This window comes from Nitrospira moscoviensis (genome assembly GCF_001273775.1).
In the GTDB taxonomy this organism is placed as follows: domain Bacteria; phylum Nitrospirota; class Nitrospiria; order Nitrospirales; family Nitrospiraceae; genus Nitrospira_D; species Nitrospira_D moscoviensis.
The window spans coordinates 2,649,944-2,669,686 of the sequence record NZ_CP011801.1; the positions used below are offsets into that span (position 1 = coordinate 2,649,944).

Sequence of the window (19,743 nt, forward strand, 5' to 3'; positions counted from 1 at the left end):
GTCGACGGACAACTTGTCCCTGATGAAAAAACCCTTACAACTATGACGGGTTGGAGGAGCATTCCACCGGACAATATGGCGCGCCGTTGCGCCTGAACCCGGACCGATCAAGGCAAGCTCTGTGCATTGTGTACCGGCACCACTCTGAACCAAGGAGACCCGCGACACATGGCACCTAGCGTTTCGTTGGACGTGACAGCCTCTCCCGCGCCCGCTTCGCGCGCCCCCGGGTGGGAATTGCTCCGCACCCGCGACTTCGGATGGCTCTTCTGGGGCCAGTTGACCTCGCAAATCGGCGACAGCCTCAACCGCGTCGCGCTGCTCTGGTTCGTCTATCAACTGACCGGCTCGGCGCTGAAGATGGTCGTGATCGGATTGCTGCAGACGATCCCCCCGCTCGTCCTGAGTCCCTTCATCGGCGTCTATCTGGACCGGGTGAGCAAGAAGCGGGTGATGCTGTGGGTGGACGCCGCGCGCACCGTGCTCGTGCTGTTGATCCCGCTGCTCTACGCGGCGGGCGAGTTGACGCTCGAGCGGCTCTACGCGTCCGTCTTTCTGCTCGCCCTGGCGTCCACGTTCTTCGGGCCGGCGCTCTCGTCGGCGGTCCCGCAGATCGTCCGGCGCGATCAGTTGACCGCCGCCAACGCTCTGCTGCAAACCACGACGAACGTAGGCATCCTGGTCGGCCCGCTGGTCAGCGGCATCGGCATCGCGCTGATCGGCTCCCAGAACGTGTTGTATGTGGATGCCGCGACGTTTTTCATTTCCGCCCTCTGTCTGCTGCCGATCCACATGCGTCCGCCGCGGCCCGCCTCCGAGGAAGCCGGCCGGCCGGCGTGGGGCCGGGAGCTGCTGGCGGGGCTGCGCTTCGTGTGCGTGGAGCAGCCGACCATCCTCAATCTGATGCTCGCCGCCGCCCTCTACAGCCTCGCGGCGAGCGCCTTCGCCTTCATGCTGCCGGTCTTCGCCGAACAGAATTTGAGCGCCGGCGCGATGGAGGTCGGCGTCTTGTGGTCCGCGCTCGGCGCCGGCATGCTGGCCGCCACGACGTGGCTGGCGTCGCTGTCGCAAGGGGATCTGGCCGGGCGCTTCACGATGATTTTCCGGTCGATGGTCGTGGGGGGGTTCGCCATGTGCGGGCTCAGTCTGTTGACCGCGCCCGTCGTCGCCGGAGCCTTCATCCTCATCATCGGCGGGAGCACGGCGCTGTTCATGCCGATCGTCTGGGGCGTGCTGCAGGAAGTGACGCCCGAACATCTGCTGGGGCGGGTGTTCACCACGTTCAGCACCGGCTCCATGGCGTCCGCGATGGCGGGCATGGCCGGGTTCGGGTGGGCGGCGGACGCGATGGGCCCGCATGTCAGCCTGCTCGGGATCGGCCTCGTGCTCCTCAGCACCGCTTGCGTCGCGGCGTTTTCCAGCCGGCAGTTCCGAGGGCTGACGGTGGGAAAGGTACGAGAGATGGGTTCGCACAGCGTTGAGTAAGACAGCATTGAGCGGCTTTCCGGCTCAACGCTTACGCCGCTTGCGCTTGCCTGGCCTGTTCGCCGGTGAGGCGGCGATCCACCGCTTTCCAGTCGATGTTGGTGAAGAAGGCCTCGATATAGTCTCCGCGCTTCGACGGCGGGTAATCGAGGAGAAAGGCGTGCTCCCACACGTCCATGATGAGGATGGGAATGAAGCCCGCGACGTTGCCGTGCTCGTGGAGCGTCGTCCACTGGTTCGAGAGCCGGCCGCCGGCCGGATGCTGCCAGCAGATCGCCCAGCCCACGCCCCGCATCTTGCCCACGCTGACGAAATCGGTTTTCCAGCGGTCGTAAGAGCCGAAGGATTCTTCGGCGGCGCGCAGAAAGGCGGAATCGCTCGGCGGCTTCGCCGCGGCCTCTTTGGTCAAGTTGCCGAAATAATATTCATGCAGCACCATGCCGTTGTATTCGAAACCCAACCGGCGCGTCAGCTCCGAGTAGGCCGGCATCTCTTCCTGGTCCACGCGGCCGTCCTTGAGGAACTCGCCGATGTCGTTCGTGAGCGCATTCGCCGCCTTGACATATCCTTCGTACAGGGAGAAATGCATCTCGAGTGTGCGGTCCGAAATGCCCTGCAGCCCGTGCAGATTGAAGGATTTCACTTTGTATGGCTTGTCGCGTTGCATGGGTCCTCACAAAAGCAGTCATCAGTCATTGGTCACCGGTCATTGGAAAAGAGAGGAACGGCAGAACAGTCATCGGTTCTTAGTCATCAGTCACTGGACGCCCCCACACCTCTTCACCAATGACCAATGACCGGTGACCAATGACCATTCATCCCATTCCCCCTGGCGGCTGCACTTCGAGGATTTTCACGTCGATGATGACGTGCTTGCCGGCGAGCGGGTGATTGAAATCCACCTCCGCTTCGGGCCCCGACATGTCGACGACGACGAACGGGACGCCTTCGGAGGTCGTCAGCACGCTCCCCGGTTTCGTGTCGGCCGGCAGCTTGTCCCTGCTGATCGTGGCTTTCTTCGATTCATCGTACGGCCCGAACGCTTCATCCGACGACAGATCCACCCGCTTTTCCTGGCCCGGCTTCAACCCGGTGAGCGCCTTCTCCAGATTCGGGAGCATTTGTTGCCGGCCCGGCACGTACTGGCTCACGTTCTTGGGGATGATGATCCGCGACTCCGGCACCGTAATGGTGTATTCGATCAATACCGTCGCCCCTTCGGCGACGGGAGTGTCGGCGGCAGCCCGCACGAGCAGCGGCATGGCCGCAAGCCCCCCCACGAGCACCGCCATGGCGCCGACGATCGTCATCTGTCGCATATGGGCTCCTTTCCTCCAAAGATCGAAGTTCGACGTTCGATGTTTTCCGGATTCGAACTCGAACGTCGAACGTCGAACCTCGGACTTTCCCCCAACCTCGAACTTCCCAATTCAATGCGGCGCCATCCGTTCGGGTTCCGGCTGCGGGCCCGAATCGTCCGGCCGGCCGGACTGGGCGACCTGGCCGGCCGCGTGGGTTTGGCGCCACTGCGCGTATTGCTCCGGGCGCAGCACGTCGGTCGCTTCGCGAAGCGCCGCGATGCCGGCCATGCGCAACTTGCTGTGCTCTTGATCGGCGCGTTGCACGGCGGCCTCCACGGCGGACAACGAGCTGTGCCGGTCGTGAATCAGCTTGAGCGCGTCCATCTCGGACTGTTGGTAGGCCGCTTCCCGCTTGGACTTGGTCTCCGCGTAGCGCTGTTGGATCGCCTTGATCTTCTCCGTTTGCTCCTGGGTCAGCTGCAGCGGTTTCGCTTGGTCCAGCACGCTGCGGATGGAATTGCCGGCAAAATCGTGGTCCGGCCGGTCCGTGGCCTGCGCCGCCGATTCCAGCAGTTTCTGGATCTGCTGCTCGCTCGGCGGATCCGCCGCGATCGCCGGGCTTCCGGTGAACAGTCCGGCGGCGATTCCCACAGCCGCCAGCGTTGGCAGCCCCGCGCATTTGCCTTGTGTGCCGGTCCTCGTCATGGCTTGGATCCTCCTTCGCGGATGGACGGACAAAACGTCTTTCTCCTGCAGAGCAGCAAACGATATGCCCCGCGAAGGTTCCATGGACCTTTCATAACCCCCGCGTATTGCTCGACCCGGAGCCGGTCCTGCTCATCCACCGCCGCCGGCTCCCGCGTCGCCCCAGCCAATCTGTCCACCGGGAGACAGGTTGTCTTAAGGCGCGACGACACGGCTCTCGTCCTTTCAGGATTCCTCCCCGCGCTGTCGGTGCGGCGCTTGACCGCCCGGCGGCAGTGGCGCAACGCTTGCATTTTTTTGGGCCGTGACCACCTAACACACATGGAGGTGCAGGATGACGGTGCAACGGTTCGCCGCAGTGATCGGGACCCTCTTTCTCGCGGTGGGCATCCTGGGTTTCATTCCGGCCTTCCGGAGTCCGGGCCCCGGTGAAGGCATCGGCGCCACGGTCCAGACCGGGTACGGCTACCTGCTGGGACTGTTTGCGGTCAACGTGCTTCACAACTTCGTCCACCTGGGCGTCGGCATCTGGGGACTGGTCGCCTCCGGGACGATGCTGAGCGCCATCCGCTTCGCCCGCGGGCTGGCGATCTTTTACGGCGTCCTGGCGGTCATGGGGCTGATCCCGGGACTCAACACCTTGTTCGGGCTCGCCCCCCTGTTCGGCCACGATGTCTGGCTCCATGCGGGCACGGCGCTGCTCTCGGCTTACTACGGCTACTACTGGACGCCGGCCGCCGTCGAAGTCGACCGGCGAGAGACGAGGCGGGCGGCGTGAAACAGTCTGTCTGGTCGTCTGGTCTGTCTTGTCTGTCTGGTCGCTCCCCTCTACAACCAGATAGACCTCCGCACCAGATAGACCAATCTCACGCCGCCGCTTGGCGGGAGAGGCGGAACGTATAGGTCTCGCCGTGCCGCAGATAGTGGAGGCGGTCCTGGAATCCCGCGGCGTCGATGGCCTGCTGAAAGTCCGTCAGCGGCGACTTGAAGACGTCGTAATCGTTGTAATGGATGGGGATGGCCCGCAGCGGCCTGACGAGCTTCATCATCCCGACGCCCTGCTCGGCGTCCATCGTCACCAGGATGCCGAGCACCCGCGTCCCGCCCAGATGGAGCAGCGCGAGGTCGATCGCCGGATACCGCCGGGGGATTTCTTTCAGATCGTCGAAGAGGAGCGTGTCGCCCGTGATGTACAGGCGGAACGGCTGCGCCTGCGGAGAGTGGAATTCGAGGAGACTGCCCATCACGTCCGGCAGCAGGAGATCGGCGAACGGCGGCCCATGCCGTCCCGGCAGCGCGGTGATGCGCAGCCGCGCCTCTCCCTTCTCGACCGCCACCGACGCCCAGGTGTCGAGCGGCTTGCTCTGCCGAAACCCCCGGCGCTGCAGCGCCGTCGCCGCCTCGCGCGTCGTGACGATGGGCAGCGACTTGTCCAGCTCGCGCTCCGCCACCTGATCGAAGTGGTCGCCGTGGAAATGCGACAGCACGACCAGGTCCAACGGCGGCAACTCGCCGATCTCCATGGCAGGATCGGTCAGCCGCGTGCTGTGCAGGCCGTAGCCGATCGACACCCGCTCATGGCGATGGATGAACGTGGGATCCGTGAGGATCGTCACGCCGCCGAAACGAATGAGCACGGTCGCGTTGCCGATGAATTGGAGGGACCCGGTTTCCAGATTCGCCGACCGCTCCTTCGACGGCAGGATCAGCAAGGTCTCGGTCTTCATACAGACACTGCTCCTCCCATGTGCATAGCCGGACGTCAGACGCCCGCCGCGTGAAGAAGCCGCTCGGCGGCGGCGGACGGCGCCTGCGTCATGCCGCGTCCTCCTTCCATGGGGGGAGCGCCGCCGCGTCGGCCAACAGACGGCGCACTTCCTCGTCGGTGGTCTGCTCGAACCGTTCGTACCATTGCCCGACGCCGAAGAAGAGCGCCGGCGTCCTGGCGCAGATCACCTCGTCCGCCTCCGCGCGCAATTCGTCGCAGGCCTCCGCCGACGCGACGGGCACGGCGACGATCACGCGCGCCGCGCCCCGCTGCCGGGCGGCGGCGACGGCGGCCCGCATGGTGGATCCGGTCGCCAATCCGTCGTCGACCAGGATCACGGTGCGGCCGCGGATTTCGACCTCCGGTCGCCCTCCGGCGAACACCCGCTCCCGCCGGGCCAACTCCTGCTGCTCCCGCGCCGAGACTGCGGCCAGCATGTCGGGCGTGATCCCCGCCTGCCGGACCACCTCCTCGTGAAGCACCCGTACACCGCCGGTGGCGATGGCGCCCATGGCCAGTTCCTCATAGCCCGGGACGCCCAGCTTCCGGACGACCATCACGTCGAGGGGAACCGCCAGAGCCTTGGCGATGTCGAATGCGACCGGCACCCCGCCGCGAGGCAACCCGAGCACCACGACATCGCGGCGGCCGCGATAGCCGGCCAATAACGAGGCCACTTGGACGCCGGCTTCCCGCCGATCGCGAAATACCTCGTCCATGGGGTGTCTCTATCTCGCAGCGCCCGAAAGCGGTCCGGATGCGTCACGGGTCCCGGCGTCTACGCGACGGCTTCGCGCGGCCTCCCGGCCTCAGGACGCGCCGATCCGCGGCCTGCGCCGTTTGATCCGGTCCCGCCGAACAGGCGAGCCAGCTCGCGGTTCGTGATGCTCCTCGCCAGCAGTCCTATGCCGGCGGCCGCCAGCGCTACGGCCGGGAACGTCCTCCGGCTGACACCGTAGAACAGCGCTGCGGTTCCCGCGACGCCGGTGAGCAACCGGGCAGCCGGAGACCAGTTGGCTTGCAGCAGTTCGAAGCGCGGACCGCCGGCTCGGCGCCCGACTCCTCCTTGCAAATCGGGAATGCGGCCCGGCTCCTCGTGCGGCTCCAATTGATTGTCGACGCGCGTCACGCCCTCGACGCGGTCCACCGCGGCAAGGATCGGCGCGACTTCCTCCGCCAAGACCGGGCCGCGGAGCCGCACGACACCGCCGGCCGCGCTCACGTCGATGGAAGCCGGATGCCGCATCGCCATCCCGAGCGTCGACCGCACCCGTTCCTCTAAGACCCGGTCCGCCACCGGTCCGCTCCGCTTGATTCGGGACATCACGGACGCCGCCACGCCCCGCGATCGATTGCGCAGGTCGCGTCCTGCCGTCTCCGCCGCGTCCCGGGTTTTCTTCGACCAGTGCACCGCCTTGTCTCGCAGCAGCGCGCGGCGGCGGCGCCCGCGATCCGGGTCGAATAAATACATGAGGCCGGCCCCCAAGCCGGCCCCGCCCAGCAACGAGAATCCCCGATTCATCGCCTCCTCCTTTGAGCACCGGGTCACTGGTCATCAATCACCGGTTTTCGGTCACTGTCGCCAGTGACGGATGGCTATTGACGAATGACCATCCGACTCACGCGCAACTCACGCGGCGCGCCGCACCGCGCGCGCGACCTCATCTTCGTCCTGATAGCGCATGTCGTTCAAAAAAAAGGTCGGCGTCCCGGTCACTCCCAGCCGCCGGCCGCCGTCGAGATCCCGCTGGACGCGGGCCGCATACGCGCGCCGCGCCATCTCCTCCTCGATGCGCTTCACGTCCAGTCCGAGTTTTCCGGCGTAAGTGAACAGATCGCCGAGATCGAGCGTCTCCTGATAGGTGAACAGAAAGTCATGGATCGGCCAGAATCGGCCCTGTGCTGCGGCGGCTTCCGCGAATTCGGCGGCCTGCTCCGCGAGCGGATGCTTGTGCACCAGCGGGAAATGCCGGAACACGTACCGCACGCGGCCTTCGTGGCGGACCAGCAGGCGGGACATCACCTGCTGCGCCCGCGCGCAATAGGGGCATTCGAAATCACAATAACCCACGACCGTGATCGGCGCCGTGCCGGCCCCCGCCACGTGATCGTCCGGCTGGATCGCGAGCAACCGGCTGTCCACCCGGTTTGACACGCTCATGCCGCCCTCAGCCGGCGCAGCCTTCCCGGCCGGATCATTCTCCCACCGCCGAGGCGAAGGCGTGTTCCAGACGCTTGTCCCCCGGCGGCCGGATCTCGTCGGGCGTGCCGGACAACTCCGTGCCGCGCACCCGCATGCCGTGGTGATAGACGAGATGTCCGCCGTACCAGGCTGAGGCGAACAGCCCGACATTCCCGATCAACGACAACAACAGGGGCAGCGGCCCCGGCGCCCGCCGGTTCCGGCGCATCAGCAAGTTCAACCCGGTGAGCGCCAGCAGGCCGAGGTTCATCGCGCCGTGTACGGTTCCGATTTTTTTGGCCGTGCTGTCGCGCGGGATGGTGCTGTAATCGGCCGCCCCGGCGGCGCCGGCGGCGAGGCCTCCCAGCAACCCGCCCATCATCGTGTAATATGCGGCGTCGGCATACGAATGGTCGCCCGTCCCCGCATGCATCAGGTCCAGCAGGAAACTGAACGGCAGCAGACCGGCCGGCATGACGATCAATTGGGGATGCAACGGATGTCCCGCGAAAGTCGCTTGCGGCATAGACTGGTCCTTTCGTCTGTCTGGTCTGTCTGGTCTGTCTGGTCTGTTTGGTCTGTCTCGTCTATTTCGTCTGTCTGGTCTATTCGGTCTGTTTAGTCTTTCTGGTTTATTTGGTTTGTTTGGTTTGCCGCACCAGATAGACCAGACAGACCGCGCACCAGATAGACTGTTTTTCACCCTTGATAGACTCCCGCCTCCATGCTTTCCTTGAAGCGCTGCAGGTCCTGCGCGATCTTGCTCTCCGGATCTTCCCCCAGTAATTTGGCAAGCGCCGCGCCCAGGCGGCCGGCCGGAGGTGCGTACTGCAGCGTCACGGTAAGCTTGGTGCGCCGGCCGTCGCCCGTCGGCTCGAACTCCACGGAACCCGCATGGTCCACGTCGGCGCCGTGCAGCGAGCGCCAGCCGATCCGCTCGTTTTCGATGTCGTTGATGATCTCGGCGTCCCACTCCACCGCCGGTCCGCCCGGGATCGTGCGCACCTTCCAATGCGACATCCGGTCGTTGACCGCCTCCACGGACTCCAGATGGCTCATGATCCTCGGGAGGTTCGCGAGTCGGCGCCAGAACCGATACAGCTCCGCCGGCGGCCGGTTGATCTCGATGACGCGCCGGATCTTGGTGGCGCGATCCGTCTCCACCTTGCGCCGGCCCAGCCGGTTGGTCGGACGGCCGTCCCCGCCGGTGTCGAGCCCCATCGCGTCGAAGATGGCGCAGTAGCCGCTGATCCCGCGGTGCAACAGCGCCGCGCCGATCAGTGACAGGCCTGCTCCGGCCCAGGACCGCCTGGGCAGGCCGCCGGCCAAAAGACCGCCGCCGAGCAGCGCGGAGACGATCCGCTGCGTGTCGCCGATATTCTGCCGCGATGCCGAAGAGGCGCGCTCCTCGCTCCACCCCATATCCTGCGTGTTCGTCCGGTATCGTTCTTTTCCCGTCTCCGTGAATGTGATGGCCATGTCCCCTCCCTCGTCCTTCCTCCGGTTCTTTTCGGACAATCGTGCAAGAGGCGGACCGAGCTGGGAAAGTACGACTTGGTGATTTGGTGATCCGGTGAAGTGAAACCGAGGAGATTCTGAACTGGGAACGTACGATTTGGTGATTTGGTGAAGTAAGAAGTTCGGTGAGGTAAAAACCACGGACCTTTCTGACTTTCACGAAATCACTCAATCACCACATACTTTCCGTCAGGTGCACTTGGTACTTCACCAAATCATACTTGCTTGCGAACGGGACATTCTGTCTCCGCGCGGACATCTCTTCCGCCGCCGTCGCCGAGGCTGCTCAGGGAGTTTCCCAGTGCAGCGATGGCCTGCGCCTCCCGTACAACCAAAGGAAGGAGCCACGATGCCGGATCCCGTCACCCTTGTTCGGAGCTATCTGTTGTATTTCGTCCTGCCGCTGTGGCTGCTTGCCGGTCTGACCGACTACATCCTGCACAAGCGCACCAAGATCGAGCACAACGCCGGCACGAAGGAATCGGTGCTGCATCTGCTGCAATTGGGCGAAGCCGGCGTGCCCGTCGTCCTCGGCTTGTTGCTGGAGATCAATGCGCTGATCCTCCTGGTGATGCTGATTGCGCTGATCCTCCACGAGGCGACGGCCTTGTGGGACGTCACCTACGCCCATACGCGCCGGTATATCGGTCCCCTGGAGCAACACGCTCACAGTTTCATGGAGGTCTTGCCGATCATGGCGGTGTCCTTCGTCACGGTGCTCTACTGGAGCCAGTTCCTGGCGCTCTTCGGCCTCGGCCCTGAGACCGCGCGTTTTGAAATCAGGATGAAGTCGGATCCGTTGCCGCTCGGCTATTTGGTTGCGCTGTTCGCGAGCATCGGCCTCTTCATTGTGCTTCCCTACGGAGAAGAACTATGGCGGTGCATCGCCGCCGCGCGCCGGGCCCGGACCCGCGAGTTGGGCCCCCGGACGCGAAGGGCCGCATGAGCAACCGGTCCGTAACTTGCAGTGCCGAGCGTTGCCGATGATCGGGGCGTTACAGGAGACACTCCCACGCCGCGCGCGTGGGAGGTGGTTTAATCTGTCACCACGGAGGGACACGATGAGAGTACCGGCTGGTATCGCAGTGATGATGGCTGGAAGCGTGATATGGGGCTGCGCCGCCGCCCAACGCGCCATGCCGAGCACAATGTCGAACGAGAACGTCATGGCGGTGTTCAACACGATCGACAGGAGCGAGATCGAAGCGGCGCAGTTGGCGAAGCAGAAGTCGTCGTCGCCGGCCGTTCGCGACTTCGCCGAACGCATGATCGCCGAACACACCACCATGCTGGAGCGGCGGCGGGAGTTGGCCGGCCGACTGAACATCAGTCCGCAGCCCCCTCAACTCGCTTCGGCGCTGAAGGAAACCCACCAGGAAACGATGGAAGAACTGCGGAAGCAATCCGGGCGCGACTTCGACCGGGCCTACCTGGAGTACCAGGTGAAGATGCACGATCAGGCTGAGAAGCTGGCGCAGGAGACCGGCGAATCCGCCGAGAACTCGCGCATCAGGCAGCACTTGATGGAGGCGCGGGCCAACATCGAGAGCCACCTCGCGCAGGCGAAAAGCGTCCAGCGCCAGGCGGTCGCGCAGCAACAGCAGTAGGGATAAAAACGGGGTAACGGGATAGCGGGGTACCGGGGTAATGGAAAAAAGACGGGGGTAAGGGGATAGAGTCCTATCCCGTTACCCCTCTTACCCGTTCTCTCTTACCTCGCGGTGCTGCATCCAGCGCCAGGCGGAATCGATGATCCCGTCCAGCCGCTGGCGCGTCGGGCTCCAGCCGAGTTCCTTCTTGATGCGGTCGGATGAGGCGATCAGCACGGCCGGGTCGCCGGGACGGCGCGGCGCCACCTCGGTGGGAATCAACCGGCCGGTGACCAGTTGCGCCGTATCGATCACCTCACGCACGCTGTACCCCCCGCCTCCGCCCAAATTGTAGACCGGACTCGGCGGCGCGCCGGTCTGCAGGGCTCGCAGCGCCAGCACGTGCGCATCGGCCAGATCCTCGACGTGAATGTAATCGCGCACGCAGGTGCCGTCCTTCGTCGGATAATCGGTCCCGAACAGCCGGACGACGGGCGCGCGCCCGGCCGCCACGTTGAGCACGCACGGAATCAGATGGGTCTCCGGCTCATGCCGCTCGCCGTTGAGCAGGCTCGCGCCGGCCGCGTTGAAATACCTGAGACTGACCGAACGGAACCCATACGCACGCCCGTACCATTGCAGCGCCCGCTCGAACGCGAGCTTGGTCTCCCCGTAGGGATTCGCCGGCTGCAGCGGATCCCGTTCCTCGATCGGCTGCTTGGCCGGCTCGCCGTAGACCGCGGCGGTGGACGAAAAGACGAGGCGGCGGACGCCGCACAGCTGCATCATATCGAGGAGCGACAGGCCGGCCTGCACGTTGCTGCGGTAATACTTCGAGGGGTCCTGCATGGACTCCCCGACGAGGGAATCGGCCGCCATGTGAATGACCGCCTCGATACGGCGCTCCTCGAGCACGCCGCGGAGCGCCCGCGCATCGAGCAGATCGGCTTCGACGAACACGGCGTGAGACGGAACGGCGTCGCGATGGCCTTTCGACAAATTGTCGTAGACCACCACCGAATAGCCGTCGCGCAGCAGCGCTTCCGTGACGATGCTGCCGATGTAGCCCGCTCCGCCGGTGACCAGTACGCGCATGAAGCTTCTCCTGTTTTACGATGAGCGTTGAGTACGCACGCGTCGGGCGCTGAGGTCCGGAGCTGGAGCTTACTGCTGAATGCTCTTTGGCTCAACGCTTATTTGCTCGTTCTCTCGCGCGAGGCGCAGGCCGACCGCCCGTTCGCCTCGTCCCGCCGCTCGTGCAGATACCGCTCTAGCGACTCTTCCCATGCCCGCAGCAGCAACCCGCGCTCGCTGCCCAGCGCGCTGTACCGCGGCCTGGTCGCGGCCCACCCGAGCGCCGACGCGTCGCATTCCTCGACCAGCGACGGGTCCAAGCCGGCCATCGTCGCCGTAGTCTGCGCGAGCCGGCACCAGGACACGGCGCCCTGGTTGGCCACGTGCCAGATCCCCTGTTCGCCGTCGATCACAAGATCCAGGCTGGCATGCACGAGATCGGGCACGTAGGTCGGCGACACGACGGCCGCGCCGGCGCGCACGCTCCGGCCTTCCATCAACTCGTCCAGGACGTTCGCCACGAAGTTGTACGAATCCCACGGACCGAAGAAGGCGCTGGTGCGGATGATGAGCGCCGACGGCATGGCGCGCGACACCAGCCGCTCGGCTTCGGCCTTGCTGCGCCCATACATGTTGAGCGGTCCGACCGGATGGCTTTCCAGATAGGGCTCGGCGCGCGCGCCGTTGAACACGAGGTCGGACGAATAGGTCAGATAGCGGATGCCGGCCCACTCGCAGGCGGCGGCCAGCCGCTCCGCTCCGATGGTATTGTCCCGCAGGCAGCGGTCGCAATCGGCTTCGGCGTCATCGACCCGCACATAGCCCGCCGCATTGATCACCGCCCACGGGCGCAAGCCCTCGATCAGCCGGCGGACGTCCTCGGCGTCCGCGATATCGAGATCTCTGCGGGACAAACCGACGCAGTCGATGGCCCGCTCCCCGCAGAGGCGGGTCAAGGCCCGCCCGAGCGTGCCGTTCGCGCCGACGACGAGCAACGGCCGGTTCTGCGCGGGCGAAGAGGAAACGGCCTCGCGATGAGGTGCGCGGTTCGTGCCTGCGTCGGTGCCGCCGACGGAGGGAAAATGAAAACGCGAAGGCCGGCGCCACCATCCGGGCGCCGCCATCAGCGGATGGTCGAACGTCCCGTTCGCGCTCAACGCTTCCATCATGCCGGCCAAGGCCGTGCGCCGCGGCTCGCCGCCCCGCACGTCGAAGACGCCGGGCTCGTAAAACCCTGCGTCCACCGTGACGAGGCTGTTCCAATCGAAGGCGCCCAGGAGGGACCAGACCGTCACGGCGCGGACGGTCGCGCCGCGGCGCGCCGCCGATGCCGCGTCGTTCCAGGCCTCGAGCAACCACCGCAACTGGTCTTCACGCGTGCAGCCGAGATGCGCTTCCGTCACGGCGACCGGAATGCCATAGCGCCGCCAGGCGTCGGTCAGCACGGCTTCAAAGCCCGTGATGCCCCCCTGCCAGGCATGGACGGCCGAGATGTCGGCGTAACGATGGCGGCCGTTTCCCCCGTGCGACCAACCGGGATAGCGTTCCATCCGTTCATCGAGCAACCGATCGCTCGTCAGATAATAATTGAGTCCAATGACGTCCGGCGGGCAGCCGGCCTGCGCGAACCAGGCCAAGTCGGCATCGGTCGCACCGTGGCGGGCAAGATACCCGGCCAGCGGATGAGCGGGTCCGATAACACCGGTCAGCAGATCGAGACTGAGATAGCGCCGGTGATTTTCCAGCTCGGCCTGGTAGGCCAAGAGCGGCGTACTGTACGTGCGGCCCGCGTCTTCTGTTTGAATCAGCTGCGCGCCCGGCGTCTCGGCGCGGATGGCGCGCATGGCGAGAATGACGGCCCGGCATTGCACCGCGAGGGCCTGGACGAACGAGCGATCGTCCGTGCCGTGGGGATACCAATGGCCGTAGAGACCGCTGAAGCGCGCCGTGGTCAGCGGCTCGTTCACCGGCGTATAGGCGGAGACCCAGGGATAGCGGCGCGCCACGGTGCCGGCGAATTCAGCCAGCCGGGCGGGAAAGTCGGGATCGACCAGCGACGTGTCCCGCGGCCCGCTGCCGTGATGGACGAGGCCGACGATGGGCCGGATGCCGAGCTCACGCAGGCGGTCGAGCCGCCGATCGGCCCAGTCCCACGACGCGCGGGACAGACCGTCGGGCGCGGTCAGCTCCCACAGCACCGGATACCGGATCGCCGTGATGCCCAGCGCCGCGAATCGATCGAGATCGCCGATGCGGCTCTTATGTCCGTTCCTCGTCAGCTGCTCGAAATACCGGTCGCCGACGCGGTTAACCGTGCACTCGACGCCCGCCCACAGTTCCATGGCCATTGTGCGGCACCTCCACCAGTTCCTGGCGTCGCTTGCCGGTCAGCTTGCTGCACAAGGACAACGACTGCGCGACGACTTGATCCATGTTGTAGTACTTGTACGTCGCCAGCCGGCCCACGAAGTGGACGCCGGGCGTGACCGCCGCCAACGCTTCATAGTGCTTGTACCGCTCCGCGTTCTCGGGGCGCGGCACCGGATAATAGGGGTCGCCCTCCGCCTGCGGATACTCGTACACCAGGCTGGTCGAGCCATGTTCCTGGCCGGTGAGGTATTTGAACTCGGTCACTCGGGTGTACGGATACTCGTTCGGGTAGTTGATGACCGCCGCCGGCTGATAGACCGGCTGCCGGATCGTCTCGAACCGGAATTCCAGCGACCGATAGGGCAGGCGCCCGAACCGATAGTCGAAATACTCGTCGACCGGTCCGGTGTAGATCATCTCCCCGTACTGCACCTCCCGTTGAATGTCCCGATAGTCGGTGTTGAGCACGATGGTGATGTTGGGGTGAGACAACATCCGCTGAAACATGCGGGTGTAGCCCTGCCGGGGCATCACCTGGTAGGTGTCGGTGAAGTACCGATCATCCCGATTCGTGCGCACCGGGACGCGCGCCGTCACCTGGGCGTCCAGCTCGGAGGGATCGAGCGCCCATTGTTTCCGGGTGTAGTTCCGGAAGAACTTCTCGTACAGCTCGCGGCCGACTTTGCCGACGATCACGTCTTCCGACGTGCGGGGCTCGGGAATCGCTTCCGCCTTGGAGGCGAACCACGCCTCCAACTCGAACGACGTGAGGCTCAAGCCGTACAGCCGGTTGACGGTATCCAGGTTGATGGGAATCGGGAACAACTGCCCGTCCACCGAGGCCAGCACGCGATGTTGATACGGACGCCAGGCGGTGAAGCGGGACAGATAGTCGAACACGTCCTTGCTGTTCGTGTGAAAGATATGCGGCCCGTATTTGTGGATGAGCAGTCCCTGGTCGTCATACTCGTCGTACGCGTTGCCGCCGATGTGCGGCCGCTTGTCCACGATGAGCACGCGCTTGCCGAATCCGGCCGCCAACCGTTCCGCCGCGACGCTGCCCGCGAAGCCCGCTCCGACGATGAGATAGTCGTACATGGCGTTACGCGGCCTCCGCCGTCAGGCCGGGCGCCACCGTCACGCCGTCGATCAGACACTGCATGCGGCTCCAGGTTTTGTCCCAGGAACGCTGACGCAGCACGGCGTCCACCCTGCGCAGACGGAGTAGCGGATCGTCCAGCAGGCTCTCCTCCACCGCCGCCACGAACGCCTCCGGCTCGTCGGCGATGCGGACCAAGCCGGGCTCCCCGTAAGTCCGCACCACGTCCCTGATCGATGTAGAGACCACCGGCTTTCCCGCCGCCAAATATTCCGGCGTTTTCGTCGGGCTGATATAGCGCGTGGACTCGTTGCGCGCGAAGGGCATCAACGCCACGTCCCACCCGCCGATGTACGCCGGCAGGTCTTCGTACCGCTTCGGGCCGAGATAGTGGATGTTCGCCGCGCGGGGCAGCGCTGCTTCATCGACCTTGGTGACCGGTCCCACCAGGACCACCTGCCAGCGCGGGCGCGCCTGGGCCAACGAAGCGAGGAGCGGCAGATCCAGCCGCTCGTCGATGACGCCGCAATAACCCAACCGCGGACCGGGCACCGCCTGCTGGTCGTCCGGCTGCCGGAGTCCCGCGCGCGCCGCGGCGAAATGCTCGACGTCCACACCGCTGGGAAAGCAATGCACGTCGTCATGCAACTCGCGCTTGGCTTCGTACAAGCTCAGGCCGCCGGTGAAGACGAGATCGCTGGAGTCGAGCAACTCGCGCTCCAGGTCTATGAGCTCGGGCGGCGCTCCCGCGAAGGCGGAGAGCTGGTCCATACAGTCATAGATTCGTGCGACCGGCTGCAGATGCCGCGAAAACGGCAGCGCCATGGGCGTGTAGTACCAGCTGAGATAGTCTTCCAGCCCTGCGCTCTCGATCAGGCCGTTCAGCAGATCCCGCAACAGCGCGTCCCGGGACCCGTTCACCAGACCGGCGGGCAGATGGGGCGTCGCCACCCAGACGTTGGGATGCGGCTGCGCGATCGCCAGCCGCGCCGCGCCGCCGTCCTGCGCGCAGCCATTTTGCGCGCAGCCGTTTTGATAGACCGGCTCTTCGAAGAAGAACACTCGCCGCTGTTTGGCCGCCCGGGTCAACAAATGCTGCGGGCGTTGATAGACCCAGTTCCATCGCAAGTGCGAGAGACACAGCACATCGGAATGCGACGAGACGCGCGCGCGGAGATACGTCGGTGGACAGTCCATGGTCAGGGCTCCCTTTCGTGACGAATGAGGATTGAGGTCGTGCCCGCACGCGACCACACCCCGGCCTCCCCGCGAGTGGAGGGGCGCTGACGGCGATGTCGTATGCGGGCCTTGGAACGTGCGTGCGACGCGGGCTCAGGGGGGCCGGTCGCTCGCTATGAGAGAGGTGGTATCAGGCTATACACATCCTAAGAAGCGGTCCTCGATACGCTCCCAATTGTCAGGATACTCAAGCACAAGCCGGACCATTCTCTTCCCTTACACACTCATCGATACAAAGGACGGAGGATAAGATTTCTATCGCCTACCCGTATTATCGCGTGATTGCGCGGCTGCGTTAACTGCCGAGGTCCCTAGACTGACCCTTTTCATGGGTAGGTTGACAGAAAGGATTGCGCTCAGGCGCTGGACCTCTCCCCCGGCACCTGCTCTGCTCAGCGGAGGCTGATGACGACCAACCGGACAAACACCGCGGCCCACGCCAGCATGAATAAAATCGGCAACCCGATGGGGGAGAGTTGAGCGATCTTCCGAATCCGCTCGGGGGCTTGAATAGGTGGAAAAAGCTGAGCCATCCTGTCGCCGCTATGGACGCGGGCGTACTCCTCATAGAGCCGGCGCAGGTGGTTGACGTTCGCCAAGGAGGTAAACACGCTGAGGGAGGTGAAGACGCCGGGCCAGTAGCGCGGCGACTGGAACCAGCCAGAGCAAGACATCCTGCCCCTGGTCGTACAAGTGGTTTTTGGACTGCCCGGTGACCGTCAATCCAGAAGAACACGAATGCCGCCCTAGACCCCGGTTGTGACGGTCTTCCAGCCTGCGGCGGAGGGGACCAGCGCGGAGGGATGAGCCGCCATGATGTCGAACATATCGGTCGGTGAACAGCGGGACGCGGCATAGGTGCACAGGGCGACGACGCGGCTCCGCGCCAGCAGGTCGGTCGCGTCCCGTTCATACTCCATGAAAGCGCGGCGCTCCTCTTCCGAATTCAGCCACGCCGGATCGCCAGTAATCCGCAAGCCGGCATAACCTTCCGATTCGGCTCTGCGCATGGGGACTTCCCACTTCGCGAGCATGCGCGCCTTGTCGAACCGGCCGTTCTCCAAGTACCACGCCTCGTGCGGCACCAGTTGGAGTTGGCCGCTCCGCACATAGCGGGCTGCATCGCATCCCAGGCGCGCCAGGGCTTCCTGGGCCGACGCCGGCGTCACCGGCGCCGTAGTGACCCAGACGCAGAGTTCGCGCGCCTGCAGTCCGGCATGCACATACGCCGCCGTCACCTGGGCAAGCTGAGCGGGGAACCGATAAAACAGGCACCGATGCGAGCCCCACCCAATTTCTCCGGCACGGTCAAGACCACAGTACGGCATTGGCTTGCCTTCCTTTCCTCGCGTTATCCGGTCCGCTCGATCGCCTCGCCGAGGCAGACGTGGCTGTGCATGGCTAGGACGTCCACCAATTCTTCCGCCGTCTGGGCCTCAACGCCATACCCGCACAACACCGTGGAGAACCGATACTGCCGGATCAGCTCATTCCACCACTGCTCTAATTCGAGCGCCGCTTGCCGAAAACCCCGATTCCAGAGCACCGTAACACCTTCCCCGTACAGCCGAATCGGGCGTCCCGATTCTTGGACCTGCGTGAGGAACGGCGTCACCACCGCGAGATAGCGGTCTTTGTCCAAGACGCCGCCGGCACAAAAGCCGGAGAGATACTCCTCCGCGTCCATGTCGAGGTAAGCCGTCTTTTGGATGGCGGAGCCCTGTACCAGGGCCCGGCGCAGAGCCTTGCGGTGCTCTTCCGTCGCGACCACGACGACCGTTTCGCCGAGCGCCACCCCCTCGAGGACGAAGTCGTGGACTCGCTTGGTCAAGAAATCGCTGTGCTGATAGAAGTACACACCATGTCTGCGCATCGCCGGGGCCGTCAGGGCGTTCATCGAAATGTCCTCACTCAACTGTGTAGGCATCTGGGTAAGGGAGCAGTCTACTCGACGGGTTCCGCTCCGTAAATGGCGCTGGACTAAAACTAGGGCATTTCCCAGTCATGCCACGCCGGCGCATGACCGTCTTCTCTCCAGACCCTTACCACGTTACCCCCTTGTCCCGTTACCTCGCGTCTTATCCGGTTACCCCGCTCCCCCTTCCCCTACGGCAGCAGCACGGCGGCCTCCCGCCCGCAATGTCCTCGGTATCGTTCGGCGATGCGGCCGGCGACCTGCCGGCCGGCTCCCGCCTGGGCGGCAATGACGACGGACCCGCCGAAGCCGCCGCCGGTGAGCCGGGCGCCGTACACCGCCTCCTCCGCATCGGCCAACTCGACCAGCAGATCCGTCTCCGGAACGGACACCGCGTAATCATGACGCAGGGACTCGTGCGAGGCCTTCATCAGGGCGCCGAATCCGCGCATGTTGCCGTCCTGCAACAGTTCGACGCCCGCCAACACGCGGTCGTTCTCCGTCACGACGTGGCGCGCGCGGGCGTCCAGGGGCGGCGGCAGCTCGGCGATGCGCGACAACACCTCCTGCCGCCCCGCGCCTTCCAAATCCCGCATGGAACGGAGTCCCAACAGCGCGCAGGCGGCTTCACACTCCCGCCGGCGCTCTGGATAGGATCCGGTCTGGTGGCTGTGCCGGACGCCCGAATGGATGACGATCCATTCCGCCGAGGGAGGCAGCGGCACGTGCTCGTACGCGAGCGTCGCCGTATCGAGAAAGAACGCGGAGCCGGGCCGCCCCAGCGCGCAGACCATCTGGTCCATGATGCCGACCGGCGCACCGACGAATTCGGTTTCGGCGAGATGCGCGAGCCGCGCGACGTCCGCGTCCGACACATCGAGACGCAGTGCATTGCGCATGGCGTGCAGCAGGGCCACGAGCAACGCGGCGCTCGACGCCAGGCCGGCCCCCGGCGGTACCGAGGAGACCACGCGTACGTCCATGCCGGACAGCGCGTGCGTCCCGCGCGCCAAGGCCGCCGTGGCCGCCTGGACGTAATCGACCCAGTCCTGCCTCCGCCGCTCCTCGCCGAGCCGATAGTCGCGATGGGCCTGCGCCGGCTCGACGTTGCCGCTCCATACGCGCACCGTCCGGTCCTGCCGCAGAGCCACTTCCACGTGAGTCTCCTGTGGTAACGGCATCGGCAGCACGTAGCCGCCGTTGTAATCGGTATGGTCCCCCATCAGATTGACCCGCCCCGGCGCATAGGCCAATGCGTCGGGCAGACGGTGAAACAGCTGCGTGAAATCGGGATACGCTGCGATGTCATGTGCGGTGGTGGCGTGGTGGCTCATGGTTGTCTCGTGTGTTGGTCTATTTGGTCTGTCTGGTCTATCTCGTCTGTCTCGTTTGTCTGGTCTATCTGGTTTGTTTGGTTTATCTGGTTGTCGAACCTACCCCGCTACCCCCTACCCCTCTACCCCTTCCCTATCCCTGTCTCGTTTGTCTGGTCTATCTG

21 protein-coding genes are annotated in these 19,743 nt (G+C 65.0%); 4 read left to right on the plus strand and 17 right to left on the minus strand.

Annotated elements, in window-relative coordinates; all coding sequences use genetic code 11:
* Positions 1–168 precede the first annotated feature (168 nt).
* On the plus strand, positions 169–1,485 hold the full coding sequence (locus NITMOv2_RS12965; RefSeq protein ID WP_083447993.1) for an MFS transporter: 1,317 nt from the start codon (positions 169–171) through the stop codon (positions 1,483–1,485).
* Between the two features lie 31 nt (positions 1,486–1,516).
* Here NITMOv2_RS12965 and NITMOv2_RS12970 read toward each other — a convergent pair whose 3' ends face one another.
* The 3 genes from NITMOv2_RS12970 to NITMOv2_RS12980 form a co-directional block, all read right to left on the minus strand.
* Positions 1,517–2,152, minus strand: a complete 636-nt coding sequence (locus NITMOv2_RS12970; protein WP_053380275.1) for a superoxide dismutase — start codon at positions 2,150–2,152, stop codon at positions 1,517–1,519.
* 148 nt (positions 2,153–2,300) lie between these two features.
* Positions 2,301–2,804: an FKBP-type peptidyl-prolyl cis-trans isomerase gene (locus tag NITMOv2_RS12975; protein ID WP_053380276.1), complete on the minus strand. Its 504-nt coding sequence runs from the start codon at positions 2,802–2,804 to the stop codon at positions 2,301–2,303.
* A 111-nt stretch (positions 2,805–2,915) separates the two neighbouring features.
* Positions 2,916–3,491 (minus strand): Spy/CpxP family protein refolding chaperone, encoded by a 576-nt coding sequence (locus NITMOv2_RS12980; RefSeq protein WP_053380277.1) that lies wholly within the window; start codon positions 3,489–3,491, stop codon positions 2,916–2,918.
* A gap of 334 nt (positions 3,492–3,825) precedes the next feature.
* Between NITMOv2_RS12980 and NITMOv2_RS12985 the strand changes: the two genes are divergently transcribed.
* Positions 3,826–4,269: a DUF4383 domain-containing protein gene (locus tag NITMOv2_RS12985; protein WP_053380278.1), complete on the plus strand. Its 444-nt coding sequence runs from the start codon at positions 3,826–3,828 to the stop codon at positions 4,267–4,269.
* An 88-nt stretch (positions 4,270–4,357) separates the two neighbouring features.
* On the opposite strand, the gene NITMOv2_RS12990 is transcribed toward NITMOv2_RS12985, so the two are convergent.
* From NITMOv2_RS12990 to NITMOv2_RS13015, 6 genes are all read right to left on the minus strand, one after another.
* Entirely contained in the window at positions 4,358–5,218 is an 861-nt protein-coding gene (locus NITMOv2_RS12990; protein ID WP_053380279.1) for an MBL fold metallo-hydrolase, read from the minus strand.
* 88 nt (positions 5,219–5,306) lie between these two features.
* Positions 5,307–5,978: a phosphoribosyltransferase gene (locus NITMOv2_RS12995; protein ID WP_053380280.1), complete on the minus strand. Its 672-nt coding sequence runs from the start codon at positions 5,976–5,978 to the stop codon at positions 5,307–5,309.
* 59 nt (positions 5,979–6,037) lie between these two features.
* The gene (locus tag NITMOv2_RS13000) at positions 6,038–6,781 is read right to left on the minus strand and encodes a BON domain-containing protein (RefSeq protein ID WP_053380281.1); all 744 of its coding nucleotides are present in this window, start codon (positions 6,779–6,781) and stop codon (positions 6,038–6,040) included.
* 108 nt (positions 6,782–6,889) lie between these two features.
* Complete coding sequence (locus NITMOv2_RS13005; RefSeq protein ID WP_053380282.1) at positions 6,890–7,420, minus strand: DsbA family protein; 531 nt, start codon at positions 7,418–7,420, stop codon at positions 6,890–6,892.
* A gap of 34 nt (positions 7,421–7,454) precedes the next feature.
* Complete coding sequence (locus NITMOv2_RS13010) at positions 7,455–7,967, minus strand: DUF2231 domain-containing protein (RefSeq protein ID WP_053380283.1); 513 nt, start codon at positions 7,965–7,967, stop codon at positions 7,455–7,457.
* 173 nt (positions 7,968–8,140) lie between these two features.
* A complete protein-coding gene (locus NITMOv2_RS13015) occupies positions 8,141–8,920 on the minus strand; it encodes an SRPBCC family protein (RefSeq protein ID WP_202967218.1) in 780 nt (259 codons plus the stop codon).
* A 388-nt stretch (positions 8,921–9,308) separates the two neighbouring features.
* Here NITMOv2_RS13015 and NITMOv2_RS13020 point away from each other — a divergent pair, with 388 nt between their 5' ends.
* Together NITMOv2_RS13020 and NITMOv2_RS13025 are read left to right on the plus strand one after the other, a co-directional pair.
* Positions 9,309–9,905 (plus strand): hypothetical protein, encoded by a 597-nt coding sequence (locus tag NITMOv2_RS13020; RefSeq protein ID WP_053380284.1) that lies wholly within the window; start codon positions 9,309–9,311, stop codon positions 9,903–9,905.
* A gap of 115 nt (positions 9,906–10,020) precedes the next feature.
* On the plus strand, positions 10,021–10,566 hold the full coding sequence (locus NITMOv2_RS13025; protein ID WP_187299201.1) for a DUF4142 domain-containing protein: 546 nt from the start codon (positions 10,021–10,023) through the stop codon (positions 10,564–10,566).
* A 90-nt stretch (positions 10,567–10,656) separates the two neighbouring features.
* On the opposite strand, the gene galE is transcribed toward NITMOv2_RS13025, so the two are convergent.
* The 8 genes from galE to galK all read right to left on the minus strand — a co-directional run bounded on the left by galE (position 10,657) and on the right by galK (position 19,579).
* Complete coding sequence (gene galE / locus NITMOv2_RS13030) at positions 10,657–11,643, minus strand: UDP-glucose 4-epimerase GalE (protein ID WP_053380286.1); 987 nt, start codon at positions 11,641–11,643, stop codon at positions 10,657–10,659.
* 98 nt (positions 11,644–11,741) lie between these two features.
* Positions 11,742–13,970, minus strand: coding sequence for a family 1 glycosylhydrolase (locus NITMOv2_RS13035; RefSeq protein ID WP_053380287.1), 2,229 nt, complete (start codon positions 13,968–13,970; stop codon positions 11,742–11,744).
* Entirely contained in the window at positions 13,930–15,090 is a 1,161-nt protein-coding gene (gene glf, locus NITMOv2_RS13040; RefSeq protein ID WP_053380288.1) for a UDP-galactopyranose mutase, read from the minus strand. The genes NITMOv2_RS13035 and glf overlap by 41 nt, the downstream gene beginning before the upstream one ends.
* A 4-nt stretch (positions 15,091–15,094) precedes the next feature.
* Positions 15,095–16,288, minus strand: coding sequence for a glycosyltransferase family 1 protein (locus NITMOv2_RS13045; RefSeq protein WP_053380289.1), 1,194 nt, complete (start codon positions 16,286–16,288; stop codon positions 15,095–15,097).
* A gap of 434 nt (positions 16,289–16,722) precedes the next feature.
* Positions 16,723–17,004, minus strand: coding sequence for a hypothetical protein (locus tag NITMOv2_RS13050; RefSeq protein ID WP_053380290.1), 282 nt, complete (start codon positions 17,002–17,004; stop codon positions 16,723–16,725).
* Positions 17,005–17,076: 72 nt separating this feature from the next.
* On the minus strand, positions 17,077–17,658 hold the full coding sequence (locus NITMOv2_RS13055) for an MEDS domain-containing protein (protein ID WP_053380291.1): 582 nt from the start codon (positions 17,656–17,658) through the stop codon (positions 17,077–17,079).
* 23 nt (positions 17,659–17,681) lie between these two features.
* Entirely contained in the window at positions 17,682–18,227 is a 546-nt protein-coding gene (locus tag NITMOv2_RS13060) for an MEDS domain-containing protein (protein WP_053380292.1), read from the minus strand.
* A 209-nt stretch (positions 18,228–18,436) separates the two neighbouring features.
* Positions 18,437–19,579, minus strand: a complete 1,143-nt coding sequence (gene galK, locus NITMOv2_RS13065) for a galactokinase (RefSeq protein WP_053380293.1) — start codon at positions 19,577–19,579, stop codon at positions 18,437–18,439.
* Positions 19,580–19,743 lie beyond the last annotated feature (164 nt).

Coding starts and splice junctions, on each gene's coding strand:
- galK (WP_053380293.1), bottom strand. CDS start 19,579: ATGAGCCACCACGCCACCACCGCACATGACATCGCAGCGTATCCCGAT.
- NITMOv2_RS12995 (WP_053380280.1), bottom strand. CDS start 5,978: ATGGACGAGGTATTTCGCGATCGGCGGGAAGCCGGCGTCCAAGTGGCC.
- NITMOv2_RS13025 (WP_187299201.1), top strand. CDS start 10,021: ATGAGAGTACCGGCTGGTATCGCAGTGATGATGGCTGGAAGCGTGATA.
- NITMOv2_RS13005 (WP_053380282.1), bottom strand. CDS start 7,420: ATGAGCGTGTCAAACCGGGTGGACAGCCGGTTGCTCGCGATCCAGCCG.
- NITMOv2_RS12985 (WP_053380278.1), top strand. CDS start 3,826: ATGACGGTGCAACGGTTCGCCGCAGTGATCGGGACCCTCTTTCTCGCG.
- NITMOv2_RS13000 (WP_053380281.1), bottom strand. CDS start 6,781: ATGAATCGGGGATTCTCGTTGCTGGGCGGGGCCGGCTTGGGGGCCGGC.
- NITMOv2_RS13035 (WP_053380287.1), bottom strand. CDS start 13,970: ATGGCCATGGAACTGTGGGCGGGCGTCGAGTGCACGGTTAACCGCGTC.
- NITMOv2_RS13045 (WP_053380289.1), bottom strand. CDS start 16,288: ATGGACTGTCCACCGACGTATCTCCGCGCGCGCGTCTCGTCGCATTCC.
- NITMOv2_RS12990 (WP_053380279.1), bottom strand. CDS start 5,218: ATGAAGACCGAGACCTTGCTGATCCTGCCGTCGAAGGAGCGGTCGGCG.
- NITMOv2_RS13050 (WP_053380290.1), bottom strand. CDS start 17,004: ATGTCTTGCTCTGGCTGGTTCCAGTCGCCGCGCTACTGGCCCGGCGTC.
- NITMOv2_RS13060 (WP_053380292.1), bottom strand. CDS start 18,227: ATGAACGCCCTGACGGCCCCGGCGATGCGCAGACATGGTGTGTACTTC.
- NITMOv2_RS12980 (WP_053380277.1), bottom strand. CDS start 3,491: ATGACGAGGACCGGCACACAAGGCAAATGCGCGGGGCTGCCAACGCTG.
- NITMOv2_RS12965 (WP_083447993.1), top strand. CDS start 169: ATGGCACCTAGCGTTTCGTTGGACGTGACAGCCTCTCCCGCGCCCGCT.
- NITMOv2_RS12975 (WP_053380276.1), bottom strand. CDS start 2,804: ATGCGACAGATGACGATCGTCGGCGCCATGGCGGTGCTCGTGGGGGGG.
- NITMOv2_RS13010 (WP_053380283.1), bottom strand. CDS start 7,967: ATGCCGCAAGCGACTTTCGCGGGACATCCGTTGCATCCCCAATTGATC.
- NITMOv2_RS13020 (WP_053380284.1), top strand. CDS start 9,309: ATGCCGGATCCCGTCACCCTTGTTCGGAGCTATCTGTTGTATTTCGTC.
- NITMOv2_RS13015 (WP_202967218.1), bottom strand. CDS start 8,920: ATGGCCATCACATTCACGGAGACGGGAAAAGAACGATACCGGACGAAC.
- NITMOv2_RS13055 (WP_053380291.1), bottom strand. CDS start 17,658: ATGCCGTACTGTGGTCTTGACCGTGCCGGAGAAATTGGGTGGGGCTCG.
- NITMOv2_RS12970 (WP_053380275.1), bottom strand. CDS start 2,152: ATGCAACGCGACAAGCCATACAAAGTGAAATCCTTCAATCTGCACGGG.
- galE (WP_053380286.1), bottom strand. CDS start 11,643: ATGCGCGTACTGGTCACCGGCGGAGCGGGCTACATCGGCAGCATCGTC.
- glf (WP_053380288.1), bottom strand. CDS start 15,090: ATGTACGACTATCTCATCGTCGGAGCGGGCTTCGCGGGCAGCGTCGCG.